The organism is Bradyrhizobium sp. SZCCHNRI3052 (genome assembly GCF_032484895.1).
Lineage (GTDB): Bacteria > Pseudomonadota > Alphaproteobacteria > Rhizobiales > Xanthobacteraceae > Bradyrhizobium.
The window spans coordinates 201,898-225,305 of sequence record NZ_JAUETW010000007.1; the positions used below are offsets into that span (position 1 = coordinate 201,898).

Annotated in this window: 21 protein-coding genes; 8 read left to right on the forward strand and 13 right to left on the reverse strand. The window is 65.6% G+C overall.

Features of this window, described 5'->3' with window-relative positions:
- Nucleotides 1-47 precede the first annotated feature (47 nt).
- From QW887_RS20455 to QW887_RS20475, 5 genes are all read right to left on the reverse strand, one after another.
- Nucleotides 48-731, reverse strand: a complete 684-nt coding sequence (locus tag QW887_RS20455) for an isochorismatase family cysteine hydrolase (RefSeq protein ID WP_315827197.1) — start codon at nucleotides 729-731, stop codon at nucleotides 48-50.
- Between the two features lie 15 nt (nucleotides 732-746).
- Nucleotides 747-1,673, reverse strand: a complete 927-nt coding sequence (locus tag QW887_RS20460) for an ABC transporter permease (protein WP_315827196.1) — start codon at nucleotides 1,671-1,673, stop codon at nucleotides 747-749.
- 3 nt (nucleotides 1,674-1,676) lie between these two features.
- Nucleotides 1,677-2,786 (reverse strand): ABC transporter permease, encoded by a 1,110-nt coding sequence (locus tag QW887_RS20465; RefSeq protein WP_316175216.1) that lies wholly within the window; start codon nucleotides 2,784-2,786, stop codon nucleotides 1,677-1,679.
- Nucleotides 2,783-3,892 (reverse strand): BMP family ABC transporter substrate-binding protein, encoded by a 1,110-nt coding sequence (locus tag QW887_RS20470; RefSeq protein WP_315827194.1) that lies wholly within the window; start codon nucleotides 3,890-3,892, stop codon nucleotides 2,783-2,785. Before QW887_RS20470 ends, QW887_RS20465 begins: the two co-directional genes overlap by 4 nt.
- A 401-nt stretch (nucleotides 3,893-4,293) precedes the next feature.
- Nucleotides 4,294-4,449, reverse strand: coding sequence for a hypothetical protein (locus QW887_RS20475; protein WP_315711478.1), 156 nt, complete (start codon nucleotides 4,447-4,449; stop codon nucleotides 4,294-4,296).
- A 224-nt stretch (nucleotides 4,450-4,673) separates the two neighbouring features.
- Between QW887_RS20475 and QW887_RS20480 the strand changes: the two genes are divergently transcribed.
- Both QW887_RS20480 and QW887_RS20485 read left to right on the forward strand, forming a co-directional pair.
- Nucleotides 4,674-5,642, forward strand: coding sequence for an SDR family NAD(P)-dependent oxidoreductase (locus tag QW887_RS20480; protein ID WP_315711480.1), 969 nt, complete (start codon nucleotides 4,674-4,676; stop codon nucleotides 5,640-5,642).
- Between the two features lie 106 nt (nucleotides 5,643-5,748).
- On the forward strand, nucleotides 5,749-6,189 hold the full coding sequence (locus tag QW887_RS20485) for an endonuclease domain-containing protein (RefSeq protein ID WP_316175217.1): 441 nt from the start codon (nucleotides 5,749-5,751) through the stop codon (nucleotides 6,187-6,189).
- 75 nt (nucleotides 6,190-6,264) lie between these two features.
- On the opposite strand, the gene QW887_RS20490 is transcribed toward QW887_RS20485, so the two are convergent.
- From QW887_RS20490 to QW887_RS20500, 3 genes are all read right to left on the reverse strand, one after another.
- Nucleotides 6,265-6,741, reverse strand: a complete 477-nt coding sequence (locus QW887_RS20490; RefSeq protein WP_315711481.1) for a GcrA family cell cycle regulator — start codon at nucleotides 6,739-6,741, stop codon at nucleotides 6,265-6,267.
- Between the two features lie 86 nt (nucleotides 6,742-6,827).
- Entirely contained in the window at nucleotides 6,828-7,025 is a 198-nt protein-coding gene (locus QW887_RS20495; RefSeq protein ID WP_006614936.1) for a hypothetical protein, read from the reverse strand.
- Between the two features lie 1,040 nt (nucleotides 7,026-8,065).
- Nucleotides 8,066-9,007: an acetamidase/formamidase family protein gene (locus QW887_RS20500; protein ID WP_316175218.1), complete on the reverse strand. Its 942-nt coding sequence runs from the start codon at nucleotides 9,005-9,007 to the stop codon at nucleotides 8,066-8,068.
- A 130-nt stretch (nucleotides 9,008-9,137) separates the two neighbouring features.
- Here QW887_RS20500 and QW887_RS20505 point away from each other — a divergent pair, with 130 nt between their 5' ends.
- Nucleotides 9,138-9,926 (forward strand): YdcF family protein, encoded by a 789-nt coding sequence (locus QW887_RS20505; RefSeq protein WP_315755032.1) that lies wholly within the window; start codon nucleotides 9,138-9,140, stop codon nucleotides 9,924-9,926.
- Here QW887_RS20505 and QW887_RS20510 read toward each other — a convergent pair.
- Complete coding sequence (locus QW887_RS20510) at nucleotides 9,923-11,770, reverse strand: tetratricopeptide repeat protein (protein ID WP_316175220.1); 1,848 nt, start codon at nucleotides 11,768-11,770, stop codon at nucleotides 9,923-9,925. The two genes, QW887_RS20505 and QW887_RS20510, sit on opposite strands and share 4 nt — an antisense overlap.
- Before the next feature lie 186 nt (nucleotides 11,771-11,956).
- Between QW887_RS20510 and QW887_RS20515 the strand changes: the two genes are divergently transcribed.
- The 3 genes from QW887_RS20515 to QW887_RS20525 all read left to right on the forward strand — a co-directional run bounded on the left by QW887_RS20515 (nucleotide 11,957) and on the right by QW887_RS20525 (nucleotide 15,270).
- On the forward strand, nucleotides 11,957-12,742 hold the full coding sequence (locus tag QW887_RS20515; RefSeq protein WP_315711487.1) for a DUF169 domain-containing protein: 786 nt from the start codon (nucleotides 11,957-11,959) through the stop codon (nucleotides 12,740-12,742).
- 131 nt (nucleotides 12,743-12,873) lie between these two features.
- Nucleotides 12,874-14,052, forward strand: a complete 1,179-nt coding sequence (locus QW887_RS20520; protein ID WP_316175222.1) for a saccharopine dehydrogenase family protein — start codon at nucleotides 12,874-12,876, stop codon at nucleotides 14,050-14,052.
- A gap of 39 nt (nucleotides 14,053-14,091) precedes the next feature.
- Nucleotides 14,092-15,270 (forward strand): saccharopine dehydrogenase family protein, encoded by a 1,179-nt coding sequence (locus QW887_RS20525; protein WP_316175224.1) that lies wholly within the window; start codon nucleotides 14,092-14,094, stop codon nucleotides 15,268-15,270.
- On the opposite strand, the gene QW887_RS20530 is transcribed toward QW887_RS20525, so the two are convergent.
- From QW887_RS20530 to QW887_RS20540, 3 genes are all read right to left on the reverse strand, one after another.
- Entirely contained in the window at nucleotides 15,267-16,541 is a 1,275-nt protein-coding gene (locus QW887_RS20530) for an O-antigen ligase family protein (protein ID WP_315827190.1), read from the reverse strand. The genes QW887_RS20525 and QW887_RS20530 overlap by 4 nt on opposite strands.
- A gap of 87 nt (nucleotides 16,542-16,628) precedes the next feature.
- Nucleotides 16,629-18,158: an undecaprenyl-phosphate glucose phosphotransferase gene (locus QW887_RS20535; protein ID WP_315711493.1), complete on the reverse strand. Its 1,530-nt coding sequence runs from the start codon at nucleotides 18,156-18,158 to the stop codon at nucleotides 16,629-16,631.
- 153 nt (nucleotides 18,159-18,311) lie between these two features.
- Entirely contained in the window at nucleotides 18,312-19,382 is a 1,071-nt protein-coding gene (locus tag QW887_RS20540; protein WP_315712597.1) for a glycosyltransferase family 4 protein, read from the reverse strand.
- On the opposite strand from QW887_RS20540, the gene QW887_RS20545 reads away from it, so the two are divergent.
- Together QW887_RS20545 and QW887_RS20550 are read left to right on the forward strand one after the other, a co-directional pair.
- Nucleotides 19,332-19,484 (forward strand): hypothetical protein, encoded by a 153-nt coding sequence (locus QW887_RS20545; RefSeq protein ID WP_315712657.1) that lies wholly within the window; start codon nucleotides 19,332-19,334, stop codon nucleotides 19,482-19,484. The genes QW887_RS20540 and QW887_RS20545 overlap by 51 nt on opposite strands.
- 325 nt (nucleotides 19,485-19,809) lie before the next feature.
- On the forward strand, nucleotides 19,810-22,113 hold the full coding sequence (locus QW887_RS20550) for a lipopolysaccharide biosynthesis protein (RefSeq protein ID WP_316170099.1): 2,304 nt from the start codon (nucleotides 19,810-19,812) through the stop codon (nucleotides 22,111-22,113).
- Here the strand turns inward: QW887_RS20550 and QW887_RS20555 are convergent.
- Nucleotides 22,110-23,342, reverse strand: a complete 1,233-nt coding sequence (locus QW887_RS20555; RefSeq protein WP_315755017.1) for a GNAT family N-acetyltransferase — start codon at nucleotides 23,340-23,342, stop codon at nucleotides 22,110-22,112. The two genes, QW887_RS20550 and QW887_RS20555, sit on opposite strands and share 4 nt — an antisense overlap.
- Nucleotides 23,343-23,408: the final 66 nt, after the last annotated feature.

Here is a 23,408-nt window from a genome sequence, read left to right on the forward strand (position 1 = left end):
GATGGCCTCGACGCCGAACGCGCCCGCAGGCGTCGGATCGTCGCCGATCACGACAGCGCCTCGATCAGCGCGGAGGAGGTCGCGACCGCGCCGAACACGCCGCCCTGCATCTTGATCATCTTCAGTGCGTGATCGTGATTGCCCTTGTCGGTGGCGCCGCAGCAGTCCGACAGCAGCACGCATTCGAAGCCGCGGTCATTGGCTTCGCGCATCGTGGTGTGGACGCACACGTCGGTGGTGATGCCGGTCAGCACGATGTTCTGGATGCCCTTGAGGCGCAGGATCAGCTCGAGGTCGGTGGCGCAGAACGAGCCCTTGCCGGGCTTGTCGATGACGATCTCGCCCGGAGCCGGCGCGAGTTCGGGAATGATCTCCCAGCCCGGCTCGCCGCGCACCAGGATGCGGCCGCACGGCCCGGGATCGCCGATCCCGGCGCCGATCTGCTGCGAGCGCCAGCGCTTGTTGGCGGGCAGGTCGGAGAGATCGGTGCGGTGGCCCTCGCGGGTGTGGATGATCAGGAAGCCCTGCGCGCGCATCACCGTCAGCAGCGTCTTGATCGGCTCGATGGGGGCGCGGGTCAAGGAGAGGTCATAGCCCATCTTGTCGACATAGCCGCCGACGCCGCAGAAGTCGGTCTGCATGTCGATCACGATCAGTGCCGTGTTCTCTGGACGGAGATCGCCGTTGTAGGGCCAGGCATAGGGCTCGGAGCGGATGGTGCGCGTGGTCATGATGGACCTCCGAAATCAGCGGGTGATGGACAATTCAGCCGGCGCGCCGCTCAGGGTGCGTTTCGGCGAGCAGGTGATGATCATGATCAGCAGCGTCAGGATATACGGCGCGGCATTGAACAGATGATAGCCGGAGGTGACGCCGACGGATTGCAGCGCCGGTCCGAGCGCGGCAGCACCGCCGAACGCCAGCGAGGCCCACAGGCACAGCATCGGGTCCCAGCGTGCGAAGATCACCAGCGCGACCGCGGTGATGCCTTGTCCCGACGACAAGCCCTCGTTCCAGCTGCCGGGATAGAACAGCGACAGGAACGAGCCGCCGATGCCGGCGAGGAAGCCGCCGGCCATGGTGGCGCGCAGTCGGATCATCAGCACCGAATGGCCCATCGCCCGCGCCGCATCGGCGCTCTCGCCGGCAGTGCGGATCAGGAGGCCCCAGCGCGTGGTCTTGAATGCCCACAGCAGCAACGGCGCGAGCACGACGCCGAGCAGGAAGAGGACGTTGATGCGCAAGGCCGCGCGCACCTGCGGCACGTCGCTCCACCAGCCGAAATCGATCGCCAGCAGCCGCGCGGCGGTGGGCTCGATCAGCGGCTTGCCAAGGAAGAAGGCGAGGCCGGTGCCGAACAGCATCAGCGAGATTCCTACCGCGACGTCGTTAACGCGCGGCAGCGAGCAGATGCCGGCGTGGAGCGCGCCGAGCAGCGCGCCGGTGAGGCCAGCGGCGAGCACGCCTGCCCACGGCGATCCCGTGAGATAGGAGATGCCATAGGCGCTCATTGCGCCCATCACCAGCGTGCCCTCGAGGCCGAGATTGATGCGGCCCGAACGCTCGGTGATGCATTCCCCGAGGCTCACGAACAGGAACGGCGTGGAGACGCGGATGGCGCCGCCGAGCACCGCGAGCGGCACGGTCCAGAGCCCGATATTGCCGTCAGCCATGGATCAGGACTTTCCCTTGAGGAAACCGATGCGGCCGTAGAGCGCGTCGCTCGCCAGCACCGAGATGAAGATGATGCCCTGAAGCACCAGCACCGAGGCGTCGGGCAGGCCGAGCCGGCGCTGCAGCAGTCCGCCCGACGCATTGATGCCGCCGAGCAGGATCGCGACCGGAATGATGGCGAGCGGATTCTGCCGCGCCAGGAACGCCACGAGGATGCCGGTGAAGCCGTAGCCGACCGCGAGGTTGGCGTTGGTGCGGCCCTGCACGGCGGCGACCTCGACCATGCCGGCAAGGCCGGCGCAGGCGCCGGCGAGAAAGCAGACGGTGAGGATCAATTTGCCGACCGACAGACCGACGATCTTGGCGGCGCGGATGTTGCCGCCGGCGACGCGCGCGGCAAAGCCGAAGGTGGTGTGGTAGATCAGCACATAGGCCGCGATGGCGGCAATCAGGCCGAATACCAGGCCCCAATGCACGTCGGTGCCGGGAATGCTGCCGATCATGTTGGCGGCGCCGATCTCGCGCGTCGACGGCTTGTTGAGGCTGGCCGGATCGCGCATCGCGCCTTCGACGAGATGGTTGAGGATCGCGAGCGCGATATAGACCAGCAGCAGGCTCGAGATCGTCTCGTTGACACCGCGATACTGCCGCAAGGCCCCGGACAGCAGGATCCACAACCCGCCGCCGGTCATGCCGGCGATCACCATCGCGATCTGCACCATCAGCGGCGGCATGCCCTGCAGCGCCAGCGCCGCCGAGGTTGCCGAGAGCGCGCCGATCAGCAGCGCGCCTTCGCCGCCGATGATCACCATGCCCAATTGCGCGGGCAGGGCGGTGCACAGCGCTGTCAGGATCAAGGGAGCTGCCCGCGTCAGCGTGTTCTGCCAGGAGAACAAGGTGCCGAACGCGCCGTAATACATGTACCAATAGAGATCGAGCGGGTTCTTGCCGAACAGCGCGACGAAGATGCCGAACACGATGAGCGCGGCGACCAGCGCCGCGCCCGGGATGAGAATGTATTCAATGCTCGCGCCATAACGTTGCAGGAAACCTGCGTCGGCGGCCGGCGCGATGGCGGCCGCATCAACCGGATCGGCCGCCTCCGATGTCACGACGTGGCTCCGATCACGCCCTCGACCAGGTAGTCCATCTTCTCGAGCTCAGGATCCTTCTGGCCGCGCTCGGTGCCGGCGGTGATCACGGTGTTGCCCTTGTTGTCCTTGATCGGGCCCTTGAAGATGGTGTAGCCCTCACCGAGGAACTTGCTCTTGATGTCGTCGGCATGCTTGCGCGCCTGCTCGGACACCGCCTCGCCATACGCCGAGATCTTGACCACTTCTTCCTTGAGGCCGCCGCGATAGAAGTTCGGAATGCTCTCGCCAGCCTGGAGCATCTTGACGAACTTCGGATACAGCGCTTCCCAATTCCATTCTGCGCCCGTGAGATACGCTTTCGGTGCCAAAGGCGACTGGTTGACGTGATAGCCGGTGACGAAGGCGCCGCGGCGCGCGGCATTCTCCACCATCGTCTTGGGACCATCGACATGGCAGGTCAGCACGTCGACGCCCTGGTCGATCAGGCTGTTGGTGGCCTCGGCCTCCTTGACCGGCATCGACCAGTCGCCGGTGAAGATCACCTGCGTGGTGGCCTTGGGATTGGCGAGCTTGGCGCCGAGCGTGAAGGCGTTGATGTTGCGCAGGACCTGCGGGATCGGCTTGGCGGCGACGAAGCCGAGCTTGCCGCTCTTGCTCGTATAGCCGGCGACGATACCGGCAATGTATTGCGCCTCGTCGATATAACCGAAATAGGAGCCGGCGTTCTTCGGGTCCTTCTCGCTCCACAGGCCGCCGCAGTGTTCGAAGCGCAGCTTCGGATACTTCGCGGCCATCTTGATCATGTGCGGATTGTAGTAGCCGAACGAGGTCGGGAAGAGCAGCGTGGCGCCGTCGAGATTGATCATCGACTCGATCGTCTTCTCGACCGCGTCGGTCTCCGGCACCTTCTCCTCTTCGATCACCTTCAGCCCGGGCAGCTTCTTCAGCGCCGCCGCGCCTTGCGCATGCGCCTGGTTGTAGCCGTAGTCGTCGCGCGAGCCGACATAAATGAAGCCGATCGTCGTCTCCGCTGCGAAGGCCGGCCGCAGGCCCGCGGCTGCGCCGAGCGTCAGCGCCGCGCCACCCTGCAACAGATGCCGTCGTGAAATCCTGCCAAAGTCCATTGGTGAGCTCCCTCGGCGGGTCGGTCCGCCCGCGCTGTCATCTCGGCTTCACCGCCACGGCGGAGCCTTGAAGGGAGTGATCGCAAGCTTTGTGCCAGCGGCGCGCGGGAAGGCAGGCGCACCAAGCTGTTGAAATGGCAACATTTTGCAGATGATCGCAGCTTAGGCAGACGAATTTCCTGCCTGATATCAGCCTAAAATTTAGTCAATTGACTTTAATTGTATGCAACGAGTTCGACCGGATGGGACCTGTACCGCTGCCTGCGACGCGGCGGCGGCCTCCAGCTCAAAGCGGTGCAGAACGAACGTCGCGGCGAGGAGGAGCGGCGGCGCAATCGTCCTGCGCAGGCCGATCGCCGGTGGCGAGCCTTTTCATATCTGCTGCAGACGGTCTCGGGGTCTCAGATCCCGAGCAGCCAGACCGCGACGATGGTGCCGATCACTGCGAGCCCGCTGATCGTCCAGCCCGTCACATAGGCGCCGTCGTCAGATCCCGCGGGATCGACCATCGTGTCGCGCCAGCCTTCGTCCTGCCAGTGCCCCTGTTGGTACGCCATGCGAACCTCCTCGAGCCTGCCTCCCCGTGGAATAAGTCGGACGCCCCTCGAGAAGGTTCAACCCCAAGCTGAAATCTTCGTTGCATGCGCTGCAACGCAAATCCCCGACATCCCCTCTGGTCAGGCCGGCGAAACGTCCTAAGCTCGGAACGCGTTCCGCGAAGAGAACGAGCAAGTCGCCGGGACGGCATGGCCGTCCCGCAGCAGGGAAGGAAGACCATCCAATGAAGGATTTCGCCGGCAGGATCGCCGTGATCACCGGGGGCGGCACGGGCATGGGCCGCGAGCTCGCGCGCCAGCTCGTTGCCGAAGGCTGCAACGTCGCCATGTGCGACGTCTCGGCCGAGGCGATGGCCGAAACCAAGCGGCTGTGCGAGGCCGAGAAGCTGCCGCAGGGCCTGCGTGTCACCACCCATGTCGCCGACGTCTCGATCGAAGCGCAGCTGCAGCGCTTTCGCGATGAGCTCGCCGAGCAGCAGGCCACGGACAGGATCCACCTGCTGTTCAACAATGCCGGCATCGGCGGCGGCGGCAGCCTGTTCACCAACTCCCGGGAGCAGTGGGAGCGCACCTTCAACATCTGCTGGGGCGGCGTCTATCTCGGCGTCCGCACCTTCCTGCCGATGCTGCTGAAGGCAGACGAGGCCCATATCGTCAACACCTCGAGCGTCAACGGCTTCTGGGCCTCGGTCGGCATGGGCGTCTCGCACACCGCCTACAGCGCCGCAAAGTTCGCGGTGAAGGGATTTACCGAAGCGCTGATCAACGACCTCCGCCTCAACGCCCCGCACATCAAATGCTCGGTGGTGATGCCCGGCCACATCGGCACCTCGATCGTGTCGAACTCGCGCAAGGTGCAGAGCGGCACCGAGTCAGACGAGCTGAGCGAGACCGAGATCGGGCTTGCGCGCCAGCGCATGAAGGGCATGGGCATCGACGTCGCCGCCATGAGCGATGCCGACATCCAGGCTGCCGCCCGCGAGCGCGCCCGCAGCTTCCTCGAGGACGCCCCGACCACGGCGGCACAGGCGGCGAAGATCATCCTTGACGGCGTCAAGGCCGAGCAATGGCGCATCCTCGTCGGCGAGGACGCCAAGCTGCTGGACCTGCGCGTCCGCCAGTCGCCGGAGCAGGCCTACGAGCCCGAGTTCTTCCAGCGCTTCGCGCAGGAGGCGGGGTGGAAGCTGGGGTAGGGGATTGTTGTTAGTTAAAGATCGCTGCTCTCGCTACGCAGACGGTGAGCTCCCCTCCCCCTTGCGGGGAGGGGTCGGGGGTGGGGGTCCACGAGTCCCGCTGCCAATGATGAAACCGGATGCCATGGACGACAGCCGACGATCCTTCGCCCGCCACATGCGCGCCGAGCCAACCGAAGCCGAGCGCGTCCTCTGGCAGCATCTTCGCAACGACCTCAAGCTGGCGGGCTCTCACTTCCGCCGCCAGGCGCAGATTGGTCCCTTCGTCGTCGACTTCGCTAGCCGCAAAGCGAAGCTGGTGATCGAAGTTGATGGTGGCCAGCATGACTGGCGGAAAGAAGAGGACGCTGTGCGCACCAGGCAGCTCGAAGCCGCCGGCTATCGCGTTCTTCGCTTCTGGAACAATGACGTGCTGGGCAACATTCGAAGGTGTGCTTCACGAAGTCCGGTGCGCGTGGACCCCACCCCCGACCCCTCCCCGCAAGGGGGAGGGGAGACGAGACCGCCGCGCCGTCCCCGCAGAACGCGGAGACTTAGCAAGGCGTAGCGCGTCAGCTAGCTCTATGCGGGCTCTGCTGCCCGCGCGGGGAAGGCTCCGACAAGGAGCTCGGCAGATTGTTGCCTACCGCGACGACGCCACCCGGTACGCCATCCGCGTGTGGCTCGGGCAATACGGCAGCCCCTCGATCGGCTTCGATCCGCAGAAGCAGAAATCATCCGCGCCGGGCGTCGAGATCGGCCAGCGGCAGCGTTCCTTAGAGAGCTCGAACAGCGAGCAGCCGTTTACGACGGTGCCGACCGGCTCCTCGACGATCACAGGCGGCGGGTCGTTCTGGACCGCGCGCAGGATGCGGCGACGCAGCTTCGGCACGGGACGGCGTGCGCCATCGCGTGTCGTCTCGGCGCGCACCACGCGCCTGGTGTCGCCGCCATTGTCGCGCGTCAGCGCCAGGCGGGAGATCTTGCCGATCACGGCGTTGCGGCTGACGCCAAGCTCGGCGGCGATCTCTCGGCAGGTCAGCCCGGCCTCAAAGTGCTGCTTCAGGGCCTGGAGCCGTTCCTCGGTCCAGGTGGGGAGTGTCTGTCGTTCGGCGGGCATTGTTGTCGCTTCCAAGTTTGATCCGTCCTGGATCGTCCTGGCCGACGGCTGCACCGAAACTGTTGTCCGCGTTGCGTGTCCCTAGCTTACGCCCGTCCGTTGTCGCGAATCGACAGCAGCCCATCCTTGATGGCGAGCCGGATGCCTTCTTCAATCAACGTTCTGCAGACACCCGGAACGCTGGTGCCGTGGGTTCCCTGTTTCACGAGCTTTTCGAGATAGCCGATGGTTGCCAGGGCTAGGGTTACGGGGATGCGGTCAGTTTCGGCTTTTTCCGTCGCCATGCCTAAAAGCTAGTCCGTAACCGGTGTACAGAAAAGTAACTTTTTAGACTCTATTAGGAATCCAATAGGTTGTACAGCGGCTTGGGGATAACTGGTTAAGATATTGAATTTTATCGTAATATGACGAATCGGCGAGGTCGCGATGGTGACTCTCCGCCCGCTCGGCGAGTCCGGGGCCGGAATGGTACGGGAAAGCAAGGGCCGGGAAGATTCGCGTTAGCCGCGGTGCCCGATGGTCGCTTCAACCACCGCCGTGCCGCGGCGCCTGCTTCGGGATCCCCTTGGTGAATTTTAAGCAGAGCAGGCAGACGGGTCATCGCGGTCACGGCGAGAAAAGTTCGTCATTCCAGAAATAACGCTTTCGCTTTTCCGGAAATTGTGCTTTGGATGCCGCCATCCCGCCTCACTCGGAAGGGGCGTTGCGCGCGATCGTCACGACACGCGAGGCGGGGAGCGATGGCCGCGATGGAGCCGCAGCGTATCCTCTCGGGTGCGCGGACGAACGGCTCGGCGCGGACGTGAAGTCGCAGCGTGCTGACACCCCGACGCTGGTGTTACCCGCGCAACGCGCTCTGCGCGTTGTCGCGATCGCGACGAGGCTTCGCCTCGCGCGGAGGTGGCCAACAAGCCCGGCGCACCAGGCAGACTGCGTATAAGCGTGAAGACCATCGCGCAGGGAAGGCCGGGCGTTCTCGGCTGCACCTGTGGTACCTGCCGCCTGCATTTTTTCTCGCAGGCGGGCCGCAGGCGCCAGCCGGCGCCTGGCCTTCCCTGCGCCCTCCGACATTTCAGAGGGTGAGATCTGCAGCATGACCCGGGCAGGATCTGCCGCGGAGCGCGACGTCACGCGTCGTTCGATGCGCTCCCTCGCGCGGCATCAATGGCGTCGTCCCCGCGAACGCGGGGACCCATAACCCAAGGGAGCAGTTGGCTTGCGCAAGTCCAACCACCTCGCGTCACGACTTGGTTCGGTGGTTATGGGTCCCTGCGTTCGCAGGGACGACAGCAGTGTGTTTGGCCCGACGCTCAGCCCTGTCTTCTCACCCGTGCACCACCGCCTTCGCGATCATGCAATGAATGCCCTTGGAGCCGTTGACGGTCTGGGTCACCCGCAGGTCGGCGGCGAGGCTGCACAGGGTATAGGCGTCCTCGCGCGACAGATTGCGCTTCTCGCCGAGCAAGACGATCATGTCGCGCAGCGCCTTCACCGCGCACTGGTCGAGGTCGGGGTCCATCGCCATGGTCATGTAGTGGGTGGCCGTCTCGGCGCGCGGATAGTCGAATTTGAGATCCTTGCGCACAGTGAGACGGAAACGCCCCTGCAGCGCGGTCTCGATCGCGGTGACGCAGACCTCGCCGTCGCCCTGCACGCCGTGGCCGTCGCCGCAGGAGAACAGTGCGCCGGGCACGAACACCGGCAGATACAGCTTGGCGCCGGCGCCGAGCTCCTTGTTGTCGAGATTGCCGCCCATCGCGCGCGGGATCAGCGAGGTGATGCGGCCCCAGGCCGGCGGCGGCGCCACGCCCATCACGCCGAAGAACGGCGCCAGCGGCAGCTCCAGGCCCCACGGCAGCTTGCCGACCATCCGGTCCTTGTCGAGCGGGATGTTCATCAGCCGGCTCTCGTGGAAATCGTCGGGCAGGGTGCCCGCCAGCGGCCGGATGAAATTGTAGCCCCAGTCCTGCCGCAGCTGGACGTCGAGGATGTCGACCTCGAGCACGTCGCCGACCTCGGCGCCCTTGACCGCGATCGGGCCGGTCAGGATGTGGCCGGGCACCATGCGCTCGCTGCGGGCGTGGACGTCGAACAATTCCGGCGGCACATGGAATTTGCTGGTGTCGGGCACCACGTCGGGCCCGCCGCTGATCGAATCGATCGTGACCTCGTCACCGCTGTCGATCGTGAGCACCGGCTTCAGCCGGGATTCGAAGAAGCCCCAGTGGCAGGTCTCGGGGCTCGCGTGCAGATGGTGATGGGCCATGGTCCTCTCATTCGTACCGGTTCGGGACCAAGCATAGCGCATCCGCCGGCCGCCGCAGAGAGATGGCGACGCATGGCCGCTGTCGTGTATGAGGGCGGCCGTGGCACCTCACCCCGCGCCGGAGCTCGCAATGTTCTTTGTCCTGTCGAAGACGCTCGGCCTGCTGGCACTGCCGACCAATTTCATGATCGCGCTGGGCCTCGCAGGCGCCATCCTGATGCTGACCCGGTTTGCCGTGCTGGGGCGCAGGCTCGTGGTGTCTGCCATGCTGCTGCTGGCGATCGTCGGCCTGACGCCGCTCGGCAGCCTGATGCTCTATCCGCTGGAGAGCCGGTTTCCGAAATGGGACCCGGCGAACGGTGCGCCCGACGGCATCATCGTGCTCGGTGGTCCCGTCGATTCCGATCTCTCGGTGATGTACGGCATGCCGGTGACGGTGGCGGGCGCCGATCGGGTGATCCAGGCCGCCGCGCTGGCGCGGCGCTATCCGAACGCGCGCATCCTGTTCACCGGCGGCAGCGCCAATCTGATCGCGACCGAGGCCAAGGAGGCCGACGTCGGCGCCGAGATCCTGCTCAGCCTCGGCGTGCCGAAGGAGCGGCTGTTGCTGGAGCGGCAGTCGCGCAACACCTACGAGAATGCGATCTTCTCCAAGGCGATGATCTCCCCGAAGCCGGGCGAGCGCTGGCTGCTGGTGACCTCGGCCTATCACATGCCGCGCTCGGTCGGGCTGTTCCGCAAGGCCGGCTTTCCGGTCGAGCCCTATCCGGTGGACTGGCGCGTCGGCCGCGTGCTCGACTTCGACGGCATCTCGCTGCTCGGCCTGCGCCGCGCCGACATTGCGGTGCGCGAATGGGTCGGGCTCGTGGCCTACCGCCTGCGCGGCCGCATCGACGATCTGTTTCCGGGACCGGCCTAGGCAATCGTCTTGCAGAAGCTCGCCGCTTTCGCGGCCAGCTCGCCGCGCACGCGCGCGACGACCGGCTCGTAGCGGCAGCTCGAATCCTGCCGGAACAGCCGCGCGCTCGGATACCACGGGCTGTCGTCGCGATCCCTGAGCCAGCGCCAGTCGGCGAGGTGGGGCAGCATGATCCAGGTCGGCCGTCCGAGCGTCGCGGCGAGATGCGCGACGCTGGTGCAAACGGTGACCACGACGTCGAGACAGGAAATCAGCGCCGCGGTCTCGACGAAGTCGGTCAACTCGACGGTAAGGTCGCGGATGCCGCTCTGCTGCGCCAGCACCGCCTTGTCGGCTGGCCGCAGCTCTTTTTGCAGGCTGATGAAATCCGCCCCGAGATCGAGCAGCGGCAGCAGGGTCGCAAGCGGCATCGAGCGGTTGCGATCGTTGCCCTGATGCGGATTGCCGGACCAGACGAGGCCGACCCGCAGCCGGTCATGCGCTCCGAGCCGCCGCTCCCAGGCCGCGATGCGCTCGGCCGGCAGTGGCGGGAGATAGCTTGGCGGTGGAATGGTATCGAGCGTGGTGCCGAAGGCCAGCGGCAGGCTCATCACCGGGCAGTGCATGTCGAAGACCGGCCGCTGCAGGTCCGGCGCGTAGGCGAGGCATTGCGTCACACCGTCGATGCCGGCCATCAGCGGCCGCAGCGCCTCGCGCACCACCAAGATCACCTTGGCGCCGCGCGCGGCGACCATCGGCACGTAGCGGGCGAACTGGATGGTGTCGCCGAAACCCTCGTCCTCCTCGATCAGGATGGTCTTGCCGGCGATGTCCTCGTGGCCCAGACATTTGGACTCGGCAAAGCGCGGATAGTCGATCGAGAAATCCGGCATGGCCCAGCGCGCCTCGCGCCGGGCCCAGCCGGAGACGAAGTCGCCGCACTGCAGCTCGATATGCGCGAGCTGCCACGCCGCCTTGGGATGATCGGGGACGAGCGCGAGAATCTGCCGGTAGACGGCAGCAGCATCCTCGAAACGCAGGAGCTGCATCAGCGCAAAACCCTTGTTGAGCAGCACCTCGACGAAGTCCGGCCGCAACGCCAGGGCCTGATCGAACCACGGCAGCGCCTCCGCGCTGCGGCCGAGACAGACAAAGGCATCACCGAGATTGTTGCAGACCATCGCCTCGGTCGGCGCCAGCGCATGCGCGCGTTCACAATCGGCCAGATACGCGTCGTAGTGTTTGAGCTCGCGGAGGCACCGGGCGCGCATCTGCAGCGACTGCAGGTCATTCGGCTGCTGCGTCAGGCAGATCGTGAAGGCCTGGGCGGCTTCCTCATAACGCTGCTGCTGATGCAGCAGCAGGCCGCTCTGGAACGCGGCCTCGCGGTGCGAAGGATCGATCGTCAGCGCGTGCTGATAGCTCAGCAGCGCCTCGGCGCCACGGTCGAGCGCCAGCAGCACGCCGCCCATATGCTTCCACAACTCGGCCTCGTCGGGCTTGAGCTGGATCGCCTTGTCGAAGACGGCGAGGGCGTCGTCGAGCCGGCCCATCTGCTTCAGGGTGAAGCCGAGGCTGGTGAGATAGTCGATCTTCGGCGTCTGTCGGATCGCGCGCGAGAACCACGCGACGGCATGGTCGTGCTGGCCGGTTTGCAGCGCGATGATGCCCATCAGCGCAAGGCTGTCGGCGTGGGCCGGGTCGGCCGCCAGCGCCTGCTCGCAGCACATCTGGGCATCGAGCAGACGCCCTCCGCCGAGGTGATGCAGTCCCGCCTCGTAGAGCGCGGCGGGCGACAGCACGGGCGTTCCGCCGGGGCCGGCCGTTGCGCGCTTGGCGCCTTCCTTCCGGTCGCTGCGGGTCATCGACTGATCCTGTCCGAGGATCGAAAATTCATAAGTGATTCCCGTAATATCGAGAAGGATCATGGTATGGCGGGCGAGCCCGGAGGGCGGAAATACTGGCATCACGCGGTGCGAGGGTCTAACAAGCGCCCCGAAGTCGAACCACGCATTGGACCGGCAGGCGGTGCGGTAGGGAGGGAGCGCCACATGCAACAGCCGAACGGGACGGACAGGCTGGATCTGGCGGCCATGGTGGCCGATCTCAACGGCCTGCTGCGGCTGAAGACGACCGTGATCGGCATCAAGATGTTCGCCCGCGTCGAGGACATGGAAGCGGTGGAGAAGATCCGCCGGCCCAACGCGGTGCACACCACCGACCAGATCGTCAGCATGGCCTCGCGGCTCGGCTGGACAGTCGGCATCACCGGAGATGATCTGGTCGGCGCGCAGTGCCGCGCGGTGATCGGGCTCGGCCCGCAGGACGACACCTGGCTCGAGGGCGCGAACTATGTCGGCGTCTGGCACGGCACGGCGGAGGACGCGCGCAAGCGACAGGAGGCGTTGGATGTCGTGCCGTTCGGCCGCTACCAGGCCATGGCCGTCAGCCCGCTGTCGAGCGGCCGGCTGGATCCGCCGGACATCTGCCTGGTCTATGCGACGCCGGGACAGATGATCATCCTGATCAACGGCCTGCAATATGTCGGCTACAAGAAGTTCGAATGGGGCGTCGTCGGCGAGACCGCCTGCGCCGACTCCTGGGGACGCGCGCTGAAAACCGGCGAGCCGAGCCTGTCGCTGCCATGCTTCGCCGAGCGCCGCTATGGCGGCGTGCCGGACGAAGAGATGCTGATGGCGCTGAAGCCATCCGATCTCGCCAAGGCGATCGCCGGCATGAAACAGCTTGCCAGGAACGGCCTGCGCTACCCGATCGCCCCCTACGGCATCCAGAACGACGTCCGCGCCGGAATGAATGTGTCTTATGGAAAAAAGTAGACCCGCAAACTCCGTCATTGCGAGCGCAGCGAAGCAATCCAGGGCTGAGGACGGGACTCTGGATTGCTTCGTCGCTGCGCTCCTCGCAATGACGGGGCACTAAAATCGCAGCTGATCGCTAGGGAACAAGAATGACGTCATCCAAGTTCGATATCATCGTCTATGGCGCGACCGGTTTCACCGGGCAGCTCGTCGCTGAATATTTGGCCACGCAATATCGCGGCGACAGCTCGCTGCGCTGGGCGATGGCTGGTCGCAGCCTCGACAAGCTCGCGTCCGTGCGCGATGCGATCGGCGCGCCCGCCGATACGCCGCGGATCGCGGCCGATGCCGCCGATCCTGCATCCCTAAAGGCCATGGTGGCGCAGACGAAGCTGGTGCTGACCACCGTCGGTCCCTATCAGCTCTATGGCAACGAGCTCGTCGCGGCCTGCGCCGAGACCGGCACCGACTACGTCGATTTGTGCGGCGAGCCGGTGTGGATGCGGCAGATGATCGACAAGCATCAGGCCACCGCCGAGAAGAGCGGCGCGCGCATCGTGTTCTCCTGCGGCTTCGATTCCGTGCCGTTCGAGCTCGGCGTCTATTTCGTGCAGCAGCAGGCCAAGAAGGTGCTCGGCGCCGCAGCGTCGCGTGTGAAGGGCCGCGTCCGCGGCATGAGCGGCACGCTCTCGGGCGGCACCGCGGCGAGCGCCAAGGCGACCTTCGATGCGGTCGCCAAGGATCTGAGCCTGGTCGCGATCCTCAAGGACTCGTTCGCCCTGACGCCCGGCTTCAAGGGTCCGAAGCAGCCGTCGGGCAACAAGCCCGTCTATGAGGAAGATCTGCAGTCCTGGACGGCGCCGTTCATGATGGCGCTGATCAACACCCGCAATGTCCACCGCTCCAACATGCTAATGGGTTTTCCCTACGGGCAGGACTTCGTCTATGACGAGATGGTGCTGACCGGCCCGGGCGAGAAGGGCGAGGCCAACGCCAAGAAGGTGATGGCGGCGAATGCCGAGAAAACCGGCCCCAACGCGCCGAAGCCGGGCGAGGGTCCCTCGAAGGAGGAGCGCGAGAACGGCTACTACAATCTTCTCTTCGTCGCGATAGCCCCCGACGGCCGCCAGGTCCGCGCATCCGTGAAGGGCAACCGCGATCCCGGCTACGGTTCGACCTCGAAGATGATCAGTGAATGCGCCGTCGGCCTGTTGCGCGACGGCGCCGGCGTGAAGGGCGGGTTCTGGACCCCGGGCGCGGCGCTCCGCGACAGCCTGATCCAGCGGCTGGTGGACCACGCCGGCCTGACGTTCACGGTGGAGGGCTAAGAGCGGTGGAATCCATCCGCCGCGGCCCAGAGAGCAACCATGACGTCGGCTAAATTCGACATCGTCGTTTATGGTGCAACCGGTTTCACCGGCCAACTCGTGGCCGAGTATCTCGCCGCGCGCGGTAGCGGCGAAGCCAAGCTGACCTGGGCCATGGCTGGGCGCAGCCGCGACAAGCTCGCCAAGGTGCGCGATGCGGTCGGAGCGCCGCCTGATCTGCCGCTGATCGTGGCCGATTCCAGCGACCCCGGCTCCATTCGCACGATGGTCGATCAGGCTAGACTGGTGTTGACTACGGTCGGACCCTATCAGCTCTACGGGGCCGATGTGCTCGCCGCCTGCGTCGCTGCGGGGACCGATTATGTCGATCTCTGTGGCGAGCCGCTGTGGATGCGCCAGATGATCGAGAAGCATCGAGATGAGGCGGAGCACAGCGGTGCAAGAATCCTGTTCTCGTGTGGCTTCGACTCGGTGCCGTTCGAGCTCGGCGTGCTGTTCGTGCAGCAGCAGGCAAAACAGGTGCTAGGTGCGCCACAGCCGCGCGTGAAGGGGCGCATTCGCGGCATGAGCGGCTCGCTGTCGGGCGGCACTTCGGCGAGCGCCAAGGCAACAGCGGCGGCATTGACCGCCGATTTGAGCCTTGTGGCGATCATGAAGGACCCGTTCGCGCTGACGCCGGGATTCACCGGCCCGAAGCAGCCACCGGCCAACCGACCGATCTATGAGGAGGATCTCCAGTCTTGGGCCGCGCCGTTTGCAATGGCGCTGGTCAACACACGCAACGTCCATCGTGCCAACGTGCTGATGGGTTTTCCGTACGGGCAGGACTTTGTCTACGACGAAATGGTGCTGACGGGCGATGGAGAGGAAGGCCAAGCCAACGCCAAGTTGGTCATGGCGGCAAATGCCGAGAAGACCGGCCCGAATGCGCCCAAGGTCGGGGAGGGGCCCTCGAAGGAGATGCGGGACAACGGATACTTCGACCTGTCGTACGTCGCAGTGTCTCCCGACGGACGGCGCGTTTGCGCGTCGGTGAAAGGGAAGGGCGATCCCGGCTACGGTCTGACGGCGAGGATGATCAGCGAATGCGCCATCGGCCTGCAGCGCGATGGTGCCGTTGTGAAGGGCGGTTTCTGGACGCCCGGCGCCGCGCTCGGCGACAGCTTGATCAAGCGGCTGGTCGACCACGCCGGCCTGACGTTCACGGTGGAGGATTAGTAGGCTGCGATGTGCGGGCCGATCCCTGCGGATCGGTTCGCCTCGGCCTGATGGGCGCGCGTGGCGGCGATCATGCCCCACATCGTGCCGAGCATCAGGAAGAAATGCCGCCAGTGGTCGGTGTCGATGATGAAGCTTTCGCCGACGGTGCCGAGGAACGCCGAGAATACCGCGATGTAGGTGCGCTGCCAGGGCACGCGCACGAACAGATAGCGGAAGCCGAGAATGACAGTGGTGAACACCAGCGCGGGATAGCAGATGCCGGACAGCCAGCCACCCGACATGAAGGCGTTCAGATAGGAGTTGTGGGTGTCCTCGGGGAAGTAGTTGTGGAACTGCAGCGGCCCGATCCCGAACGGCAGGTCGAGCGCCATGTCGGCGCCGAGAATGTGGCGTCCGAAGCGTCCGAACCGGCCCTCGTCATAGCTCTGGTCGAAGCTTGCCCGCTGCTTGAACATGTCGGCGATGGAATCGATCGAGAGCAGAACGCCGATCAGGACGATGCCGGCCACGGCGGCCGCCAACGTCATGAAGATGATGCGGGAGCGCTCGCCCCGCGTCTGGCTGGTGAGCACCATCATTGCCAGCATGAAGGCGGCGGTGAGGACGAGGCCGCCCCAGGCCGCGCGCGAGAAGGCGAGCAGGATGGCGAGCGCCATCACGCCGAGCGCAAAGCTGGCGCGCAATGTCGCGGCGAAGCGGGCGGTCACGACGTTCTGCAGCGCGAGCAGCGCCGGCAGGATCAAGAACGCGCCGAGCACGTTGGGGTCCTTGAACGTGCCGCGCGCGCGGCCATACAAGGTGAGGAGATCGTAGCCACCGGGCACCAGATGGAAGTAGCCGGCGACACCCGCGAGGGCCGCGATCGCGCCGCCCATCACGAGGCCGCGCCGGAGCATGTCGAGCCGCGCTTCGGTGTCGTCCGACGTGAGCATGGCAATGAAGATCGCCGTGAACGCCATGTACCAGGAGGTGGCGATCCAGGTCGCGATCTTGGAATCGTCGAGCAGCGGTATCGCGCTGATCGTGTAGCCGAGATTGACCAGGACCAGCAACAGGAGGAGCGGCAGGAAGACGAGGCGCAGCCTGATGCCGGTCGCGAAGAACACCGCGGCGGAGGCGAGCGTGACGAGCTCATAGGGGCTCGGTTCGATGAACACGATGGCGCCGGAGACCCCGACCAGCCAGACCAGCGTGCGCTGCAGGGCGACGACGCCCGGAGGGGCCATCGGCCTGGATGCGAACTCTTCGGCTGCTGCCGTCACGGCCATCGCGAACTCACACTCATACGCAGCGCACGGCGGGATCGGCCAGACACACGCGCGAAGCGGACGTGGGCCCGCTCCGGATCCCCGCGATCAATAGGCGTTCTCGCTCTTGGTCATCAGCGCCAGCGGCGTCTTGAGCAGGATGTAGAGGTCGAACAGCACGGACCAGTTCTCGATGTAGTAGAGGTCGAACTCGACTCGCTTCTGGATCTTCTCCTGGTTGTCGATCTCGCCGCGCCAGCCGTTGATCTGGGCCCATCCAGTGATCCCCGGCTTGACGCGGTGGCGCGCGAAGTAGCCGTCGACGGCCTCGTCGAACATCCGGTTCTGCAATTTGCCCTGCACGGCGTGCGGCCGCGGACCGACCAGCGAGAGGTTGCCCTTGAACACCACGTTGAACAGTTGCGGCAGCTCATCGAGGCTGGTCTTGCGGATGAAGCGGCCGACGCGGGTCACACGTGGATCGTTCTTGGTGACGACCTTGGACGCCGTGGGATCAGCCTGATGGTGATAGAGCGACCGGAACTTGAAGACGTCGATGCGCTCGTTGTTGAAGCCGAACCGCTTCTGCCGGAACAGCACCGGTCCCGGGCTGTCGAGCTTGATCGCAAGCGCAACCAGCGCCATCACCGGCAGTGCGAGCAGCAGGATGAGGCCGCCGACCAGTCGATCGAACAGCATTTTCATCACCAGATCCCAGTCGGTGATCGGCGCCTCGAACACGTCGAGCGTCGGGACCGCACCGAGATAGGAATAGGAACGCGGACGGAAACGCAGCTTGTTGGTATGGGCCGAAAGGCGGATGTCGACCGGCAGCACCCACAGCTTCTTCAGCATGTCCAGGATGCGGGTCTCCGCCGAGATCGGCAGCGCGAACAGCACCAGGTCGACGCGGGTGCGGCGGGCAAACTCGACGATATCGTCGACCTTGCCGAGCTTCGGCGCACCGGCGCAGGCCTCGAGCGATCGCGAGTCGTTGCGGTCGTCGAACACGCCGAGGATCTCGATCTCGGAGTCGTCCTGCGCCTTCAGCGCACGCACCAGGTCCTCGCCGCTCTGGTCGGCTCCGACGATGATGGTCCGTCGATCGAGACGTCCTTGCCTGGCCCAGCTGCGGATCAGGTTGCGCAGCACGACGCGGCTCGCGATCAGCGCGCCGAGCCCCACGAAGAAGAACGCGGCGAGCCAGAGACGGGAGACTTCGCTGCCGATCTTGGCGAAGAAGGACAGTCCTATGAACAGCAGGAACACGAAGCAGTAGGACGAGATCATCCGGGTCATCTGCCGCACCTGGGCGCGGAAGACCTGGATCTGGTAGATGTCGGCGGCCTGGAAGCACACCACGGCGCTCACGGCGAGGCCGACGATGGCAACGAGATACTCCCAATGGAAGCCGCTGAGCGGAACCACGTAGCCGAAATAGACGACGCTGCCGACGACGCTCAGCAGCACGAAATCGGTGATGCGGACGATGCCGGCGAGGACGATCGGAGAGTAGGCGCGGTGAACCTTCTGATTGGCGACCGCCAGGGCCGCCGGCGACAGGCGGCGACGCCGTTCAACGGCCGGCTTGTCTGCCGCGGCCGTCGATGCGGCCGTGGCCGCAGCAGCATCCAACATCGAGCGAGCGTTGATCGGTTCCACAGTCGTACAAGCCCGGATTATGTTTGTTAGTATTTGTGGTCATGTAAGCGCTGATAGCGCCGGGGGAAATTCCCCACCGGCGGGATTAAGGGCCAAATCGGAAGAAACGGTTAGCGATGGTAAATGACGTCAGGTCTTGGTAAACGCCTCGCGGTAGCTGTCGAGCACGCCTTCGACCATCGCCTTCTGCGAGAAATGCTGGAAGATCCGCTCGCGCAGCGCCTTGGCGCGCAGCTGCGCGGTAGCCGGATCGTCCAGTGCGGCTGCGATGGCGTCGGCCAGCGCGGTCGCGTTGCCTGGCATGAACATCGCGTCGTCGTGCGCCCCGAAGATCTCGGGGATGCCGCCGACCCTCGCCGCGATCATCGGAACCCCAGCGGCTCCCGCCTCGATCACGACATAGGGCATTGAATCGCCACGCGATGGAACGACGAGCAGTCGTCCTTTGGAAAATCCGTCGCGGGCCTTCACATGGCCGATGAAACGCACTGCGGCCGCAAGACCGAGGCGTTCGACCTGAGCTTTGAGCTTCGACATCTCCTCGCCGTCGCCGCCCAAGGTCAGCGTCAGCGGCCGGCCACGGGAGCGCAACTGCGCGACAGCGTCGATCAGCAGATCCGTGCCCTTGATGTGCCTGAACTCTCCGACATAAGCCAGGTCGGTCTGGTCCTGAGCCGGCGTGACCGGGTCGAATTCGCCTGCAGTGACGCCGTTGAAGACGCAATTCACCAATCCGTTGGGATGGCCGATCATGCGCTCATAGGTATCGCGGGCGAAGGCGCTCTCGAACAGGAAGAGATCCGTCCGGTTCATCAGCGCACGTTCAAGCCGGCCATACAGCGCGCCTTTGAGCGTGTCGAGCGGGTAGTGCAGCGAGCCGCCGTGAGGCGTGTAGATGCGGATCGTTCCTGGCCGATGCGGCAGCAGGCGTACGAACGCGCCGGCTTTGGCGCCGTGGCCGTGCAGCACGTCGGGGGCGAGCGCGCGGGAGAGGCGATGGAATCGGCTGAGTGCCAGAATGTCGCTCGGCCAAGGCTCCCGATGAATGGGAACGCGGTGCACGCCGAGTGTCAGGCGAGGCGCGATCTGGGCCAGCGCGGCATCGGCGCGTTCGCCGCCGGTCAGGCTGTCCGCAATGATGCCCACGTCATGCCCGCGATCGACCTGGCCGTTGGCAAGGTCGAGGATGTGCCGAAAGATGCCGCCGACGGGAGCTCTGACCGCGTGAAGGATTTTGAGAGGTTTGTTCTGCGACGGTGCCATGTCGAACTCGCCCGCGCCTTCGGCCTGCGCGTGGTTTAGCCAGGCGTCGCTGCGCGAGCTGATCTGACGACTGGCGGATAGAGGAAGCACGGGCGCCTCTCGTCGCTGAATATTGGTAGCTCCAACCTCGATAGAGGCTTGATGGTTAACAAAGTCTCACTTGTCGTCACTGCCGGGCAGGTTCGCTCCAGCATTGTGACGATCTGGCGCAAGCCTACGTGTTGCAAGCAGCATTTGGCGAAGGATGACGATTGTTCGATAGGGCGAGGTTGCAGGCGCTCCGGTTAACCCGTCAGCAACCTTAATGGAGTGTAATTGTACCACGTATGGTAGCGGCGTGGCGTAGGTCTCGCGGGAGTGGATGATGCGGTTGGCGTTCTGGCGTGCCGGCGAGAAGACACAGGTTGACGGAGCCTCCGTCCGACCCGTGACAGGCTCGCCATCGTCGGCGGAGCCGGGCCCGGCCGGCGATCTCGATCTCCGGCTGGTCGGCCGCGCCTTGGCACGAAAGCGTGGCTTCATTCTTTTGCCGACGCTGCTCGCTCTCGTTCTGTCGATCACCGCGGTCAACATGATCACGCCGCGCTACAAGTCCGAAGCGCGGATCCTGATCGACGGACGCGAGAACGTGTTCGTGCGGCCGAACGGGGAGCGTACCGAAGAGCGGACGGCACTCGATGCCGAGGCGGTCACGAGCCAGGTGCAACTGGTCCTGTCGCGAGATCTGGCGCGCGACATTATCGCGAAGAACAGGTTGGGCGAGCTGCCGGAGTTTGATCCCGTCCTGCGCGGCGTGTCGCCGCTGAAGTCGGTCTTGGCGATGGTCGGGCTCGTGAAGGATCCGCTTGCCATGACGCCGGACGAACGCGTCATGGATGCCTATTACGAACGCCTGACCGTCTACGCCGTCGACAAATCGCGCGTCCTCGTCGTCGAGTTCCAGTCGCAGGATCCGGCGCTTGCGGCGAAGGTCGCGAATTCGATCGCGGACGGCTATCTCGTTGTTCAGCAGAACGCTCGGCAGGCGCAGGCGAAGTCCGCCAGCCAGTGGCTGGCCGGGGAGATCCAGGGCCTGCGCAAGAAGGTCGAGGAGGCGGAATCGCGGGTCGAGGAGTTCCGCGCCAAGTCGAATTCGTTCATGGGGACCAACAACACCTCGCTGTCCAACCAGCAGATGGGCGAGGTCAATACCCAGCTCAACAATGCGCGCGCCTTGAAATCGGATGCCGAGACCAAGGCGCGGCTGATCCGCGAGATGCTGCAGAGCGGCCAGCCGATCGAGGCGTCCGAGGTGCTCAATTCGGAGCTGATGCGGCGCTTGTCGGAGCAGCGCGTGAGCCTGCGCGCGCAACTCGCGGAACAGTCGTCGACGCTGCTCGACAATCACCCGCGCATCAAGGAACTGAAGGCGCAACTGGCTGATCTCGACCGCCAGATCCGCGACGAGGCCGGCAAGATCTCCCGCTCGCTCGACAGCGACGCGCGTATCGCCGACGGGCGGGTGCAGATGCTGAGCCAGAGCCTCGATCAGGCCAAGAAGCAGGCCACCTCCACCAATGGCCTCGATGTCCAGCTGCGGGCGCTGGAGCGGGATGCCAAATCGCAGCGCGACCTGCTGGAATCGTATCTCGCCAAGTACCGCGAGGCGAACACCCGTGAGTCGCTCGACACCCCGCCCGCGGATGGACGGATCATCTCGCGGGCGGTGGTGTCCAACACGCCGGCGTATCCGAAGAAGCTGCCGATCGTGCTGATCGCGACATTGGCGACCTTGATGCTGACCTCGGGCGTGGTCATCACCGGCGAGCTGCTGCGCCTCACGGCTCCGCGTGCGGTGGGCCCGGCCGCCCCGGCCATGAGCAGCATGGCCGATGTCATGGTGCTCGCGGCGCGGGTCGAGCCGATGATCGCCCCGCGTACGGTCTCCGCATCGCCGGCCGTTGCACCACCTTCGACGTCGGCGCCGGTTGAGGCCGCGCGTCCGGCTTCGGTACCGCCGCCCCCCACGGCCATGCAGCCGGCCGAGGCGCCGTCGGCCGAGCCGGTCAAGCCTGCGCCGCCACCGCTGAACGAGTTCGAGCAACTCGCCGCCGATCTGCTCGGCGCGGGCGAGGGCGCCCGCAAGGTCACCGTGCTCGGCACGGCCGGCGGCGAGGCCGTCACGTCCACTGCGCTCGCGATCGCCCGCACCATGGCGGCGCAGGCGCGCGTGGTGCTGGTTGACCTCGCCGGCAGCCCGCAACTGCTTGCGGGCGTCTCGGTCGATCCGGCCGCGCCCGGGCTGATCGAGCTGATGCTGGGCGAGGCATCGTTCGCGTCCATCATCACCAAGGACCAGGCCTCGCGGCTGCACATCGTCAATGCTGGCCGTCCCGGCGCCGACCGCAGCCAACTGCAATCGCCGCGGCTCGCGCTCGCGATCGACGCACTGTTGCGCGTCTACGACCACGTCCTGCTCGACGCTGGCAATGCCTCCGATCTGCCGGCCGAGCTCCTGACCGCGGGCGCGCGCGCCGTCGTCGTGCCCGATCCCAAGATGGCCGCCGAGGCGCGCAGCCAGATGAGCGAGCAGCTGCGCGAGGTCGGCTTCGGCGCCGTCACCATGCTGAAGGCACCGGCCGGAGGCGCCAACCGCAACCAGCCGGGGCCGCGCGGCGTCGCCGCCTAATCTTCGGCCCTCTCGTCAGCCTTGGCGGCGCCGCCACGCGATTGCAGCGCGCCGCGCAGCTGTTGCGCCAGACGGAACAGGGCAGGGCTGTGCTTGACGGCATGCTTGGCCCGTCCAACCGCAGCCATCGTCGTCGCGGCGACGCGCCCCCGCGCGGTCAACGACATGAAGCTGTCGAAGATCGGCTCGTCATTCTTGCAGAACATCCGCTTGTAGTCGTCCGATCCGATGCCGAGATCGAGGGCACGAAAATCCTGTTGCGCGTAGTGATCGATGATCGAGCGCATCAGGATCAGTCCGGGACTCCAGCGCGCATTCTCCGACAACGTGTAGGTGTTGAACATCATCGAGAAGCGCGCCCCGTCGGCCACGCCGGCAAACAGTGCGATGATCTCGGCGTCGCAGCGCAGTGCGTGGATATCGATGGCGCGATGCCCGCAGTCGAGCTTTGCCATACAGGCGCTTCGCACGAAGGCCTCGATGCAGGGCTCGGCGAACACGTTCGGCAGCCTCTGCTCGGCCATGCGGATCGGCTTGGTGCGGAAGAACCAGTCGAGCAGTTCGGCGATCTCGGCGTCGCTGCTCGCGACCATGTAGCGGTAGCCGGGCAGCGTCTGCAGCTTCTTTTCCTTGCTCTTCAGCCGCTTTCGGAACGAATTCGACAACAGCGCCGTCGGCGCAGCCCCCGGCGGCATCAACAGCACCGGACAGTCGTTCACCGACGGCTGGTGCGGCCATTGCGCCAGCGGATTGGCGAGATCGCGCCAGCGCTCCGGCTGCTGTGTCAAGGCGAGCAGGTCGACACCGCCGCGATCGCGCAGCCCTGCGAGCAGGACGTCGAGATCGCCGGCGCTGGCGCGCGCGGCGAATTCGCGATCCATCAGCGGCATGTTGAAGGTCGTATGCTTGCCGCCCATGAAGGTGGCGATGCGCACGCCGCAGGCGTGCCGCAACGTCAGCGGCAGCAGCAGCAGCGGGCGTTGCTCGGCATCACGCCCGATAACGATGAACGGCGTCGCATGCTCGCGCGCGCCGACGTCGCGCTGCCATGCGCCGAGCAGATCGAAGCGCTGGTAGGGCGTCGAGACATGTTCGGGGACTTCGAGCGCGCGCCAGACCGGCTCGGCGGCAGCCAGATCGGACACGATCTCCACCCGCGCGAGCCCCGACGGCAGCCGCCGCGCGGGCGCCTGCGCCGTCCGGCTCTCGATCACGGCGGCCATGGTCATCGCGCAGCTCGCGTTGTCGTGGAATTTTGTTGCTTGACGTCCGGAGACCCTCGCAAAGAAGTCTCA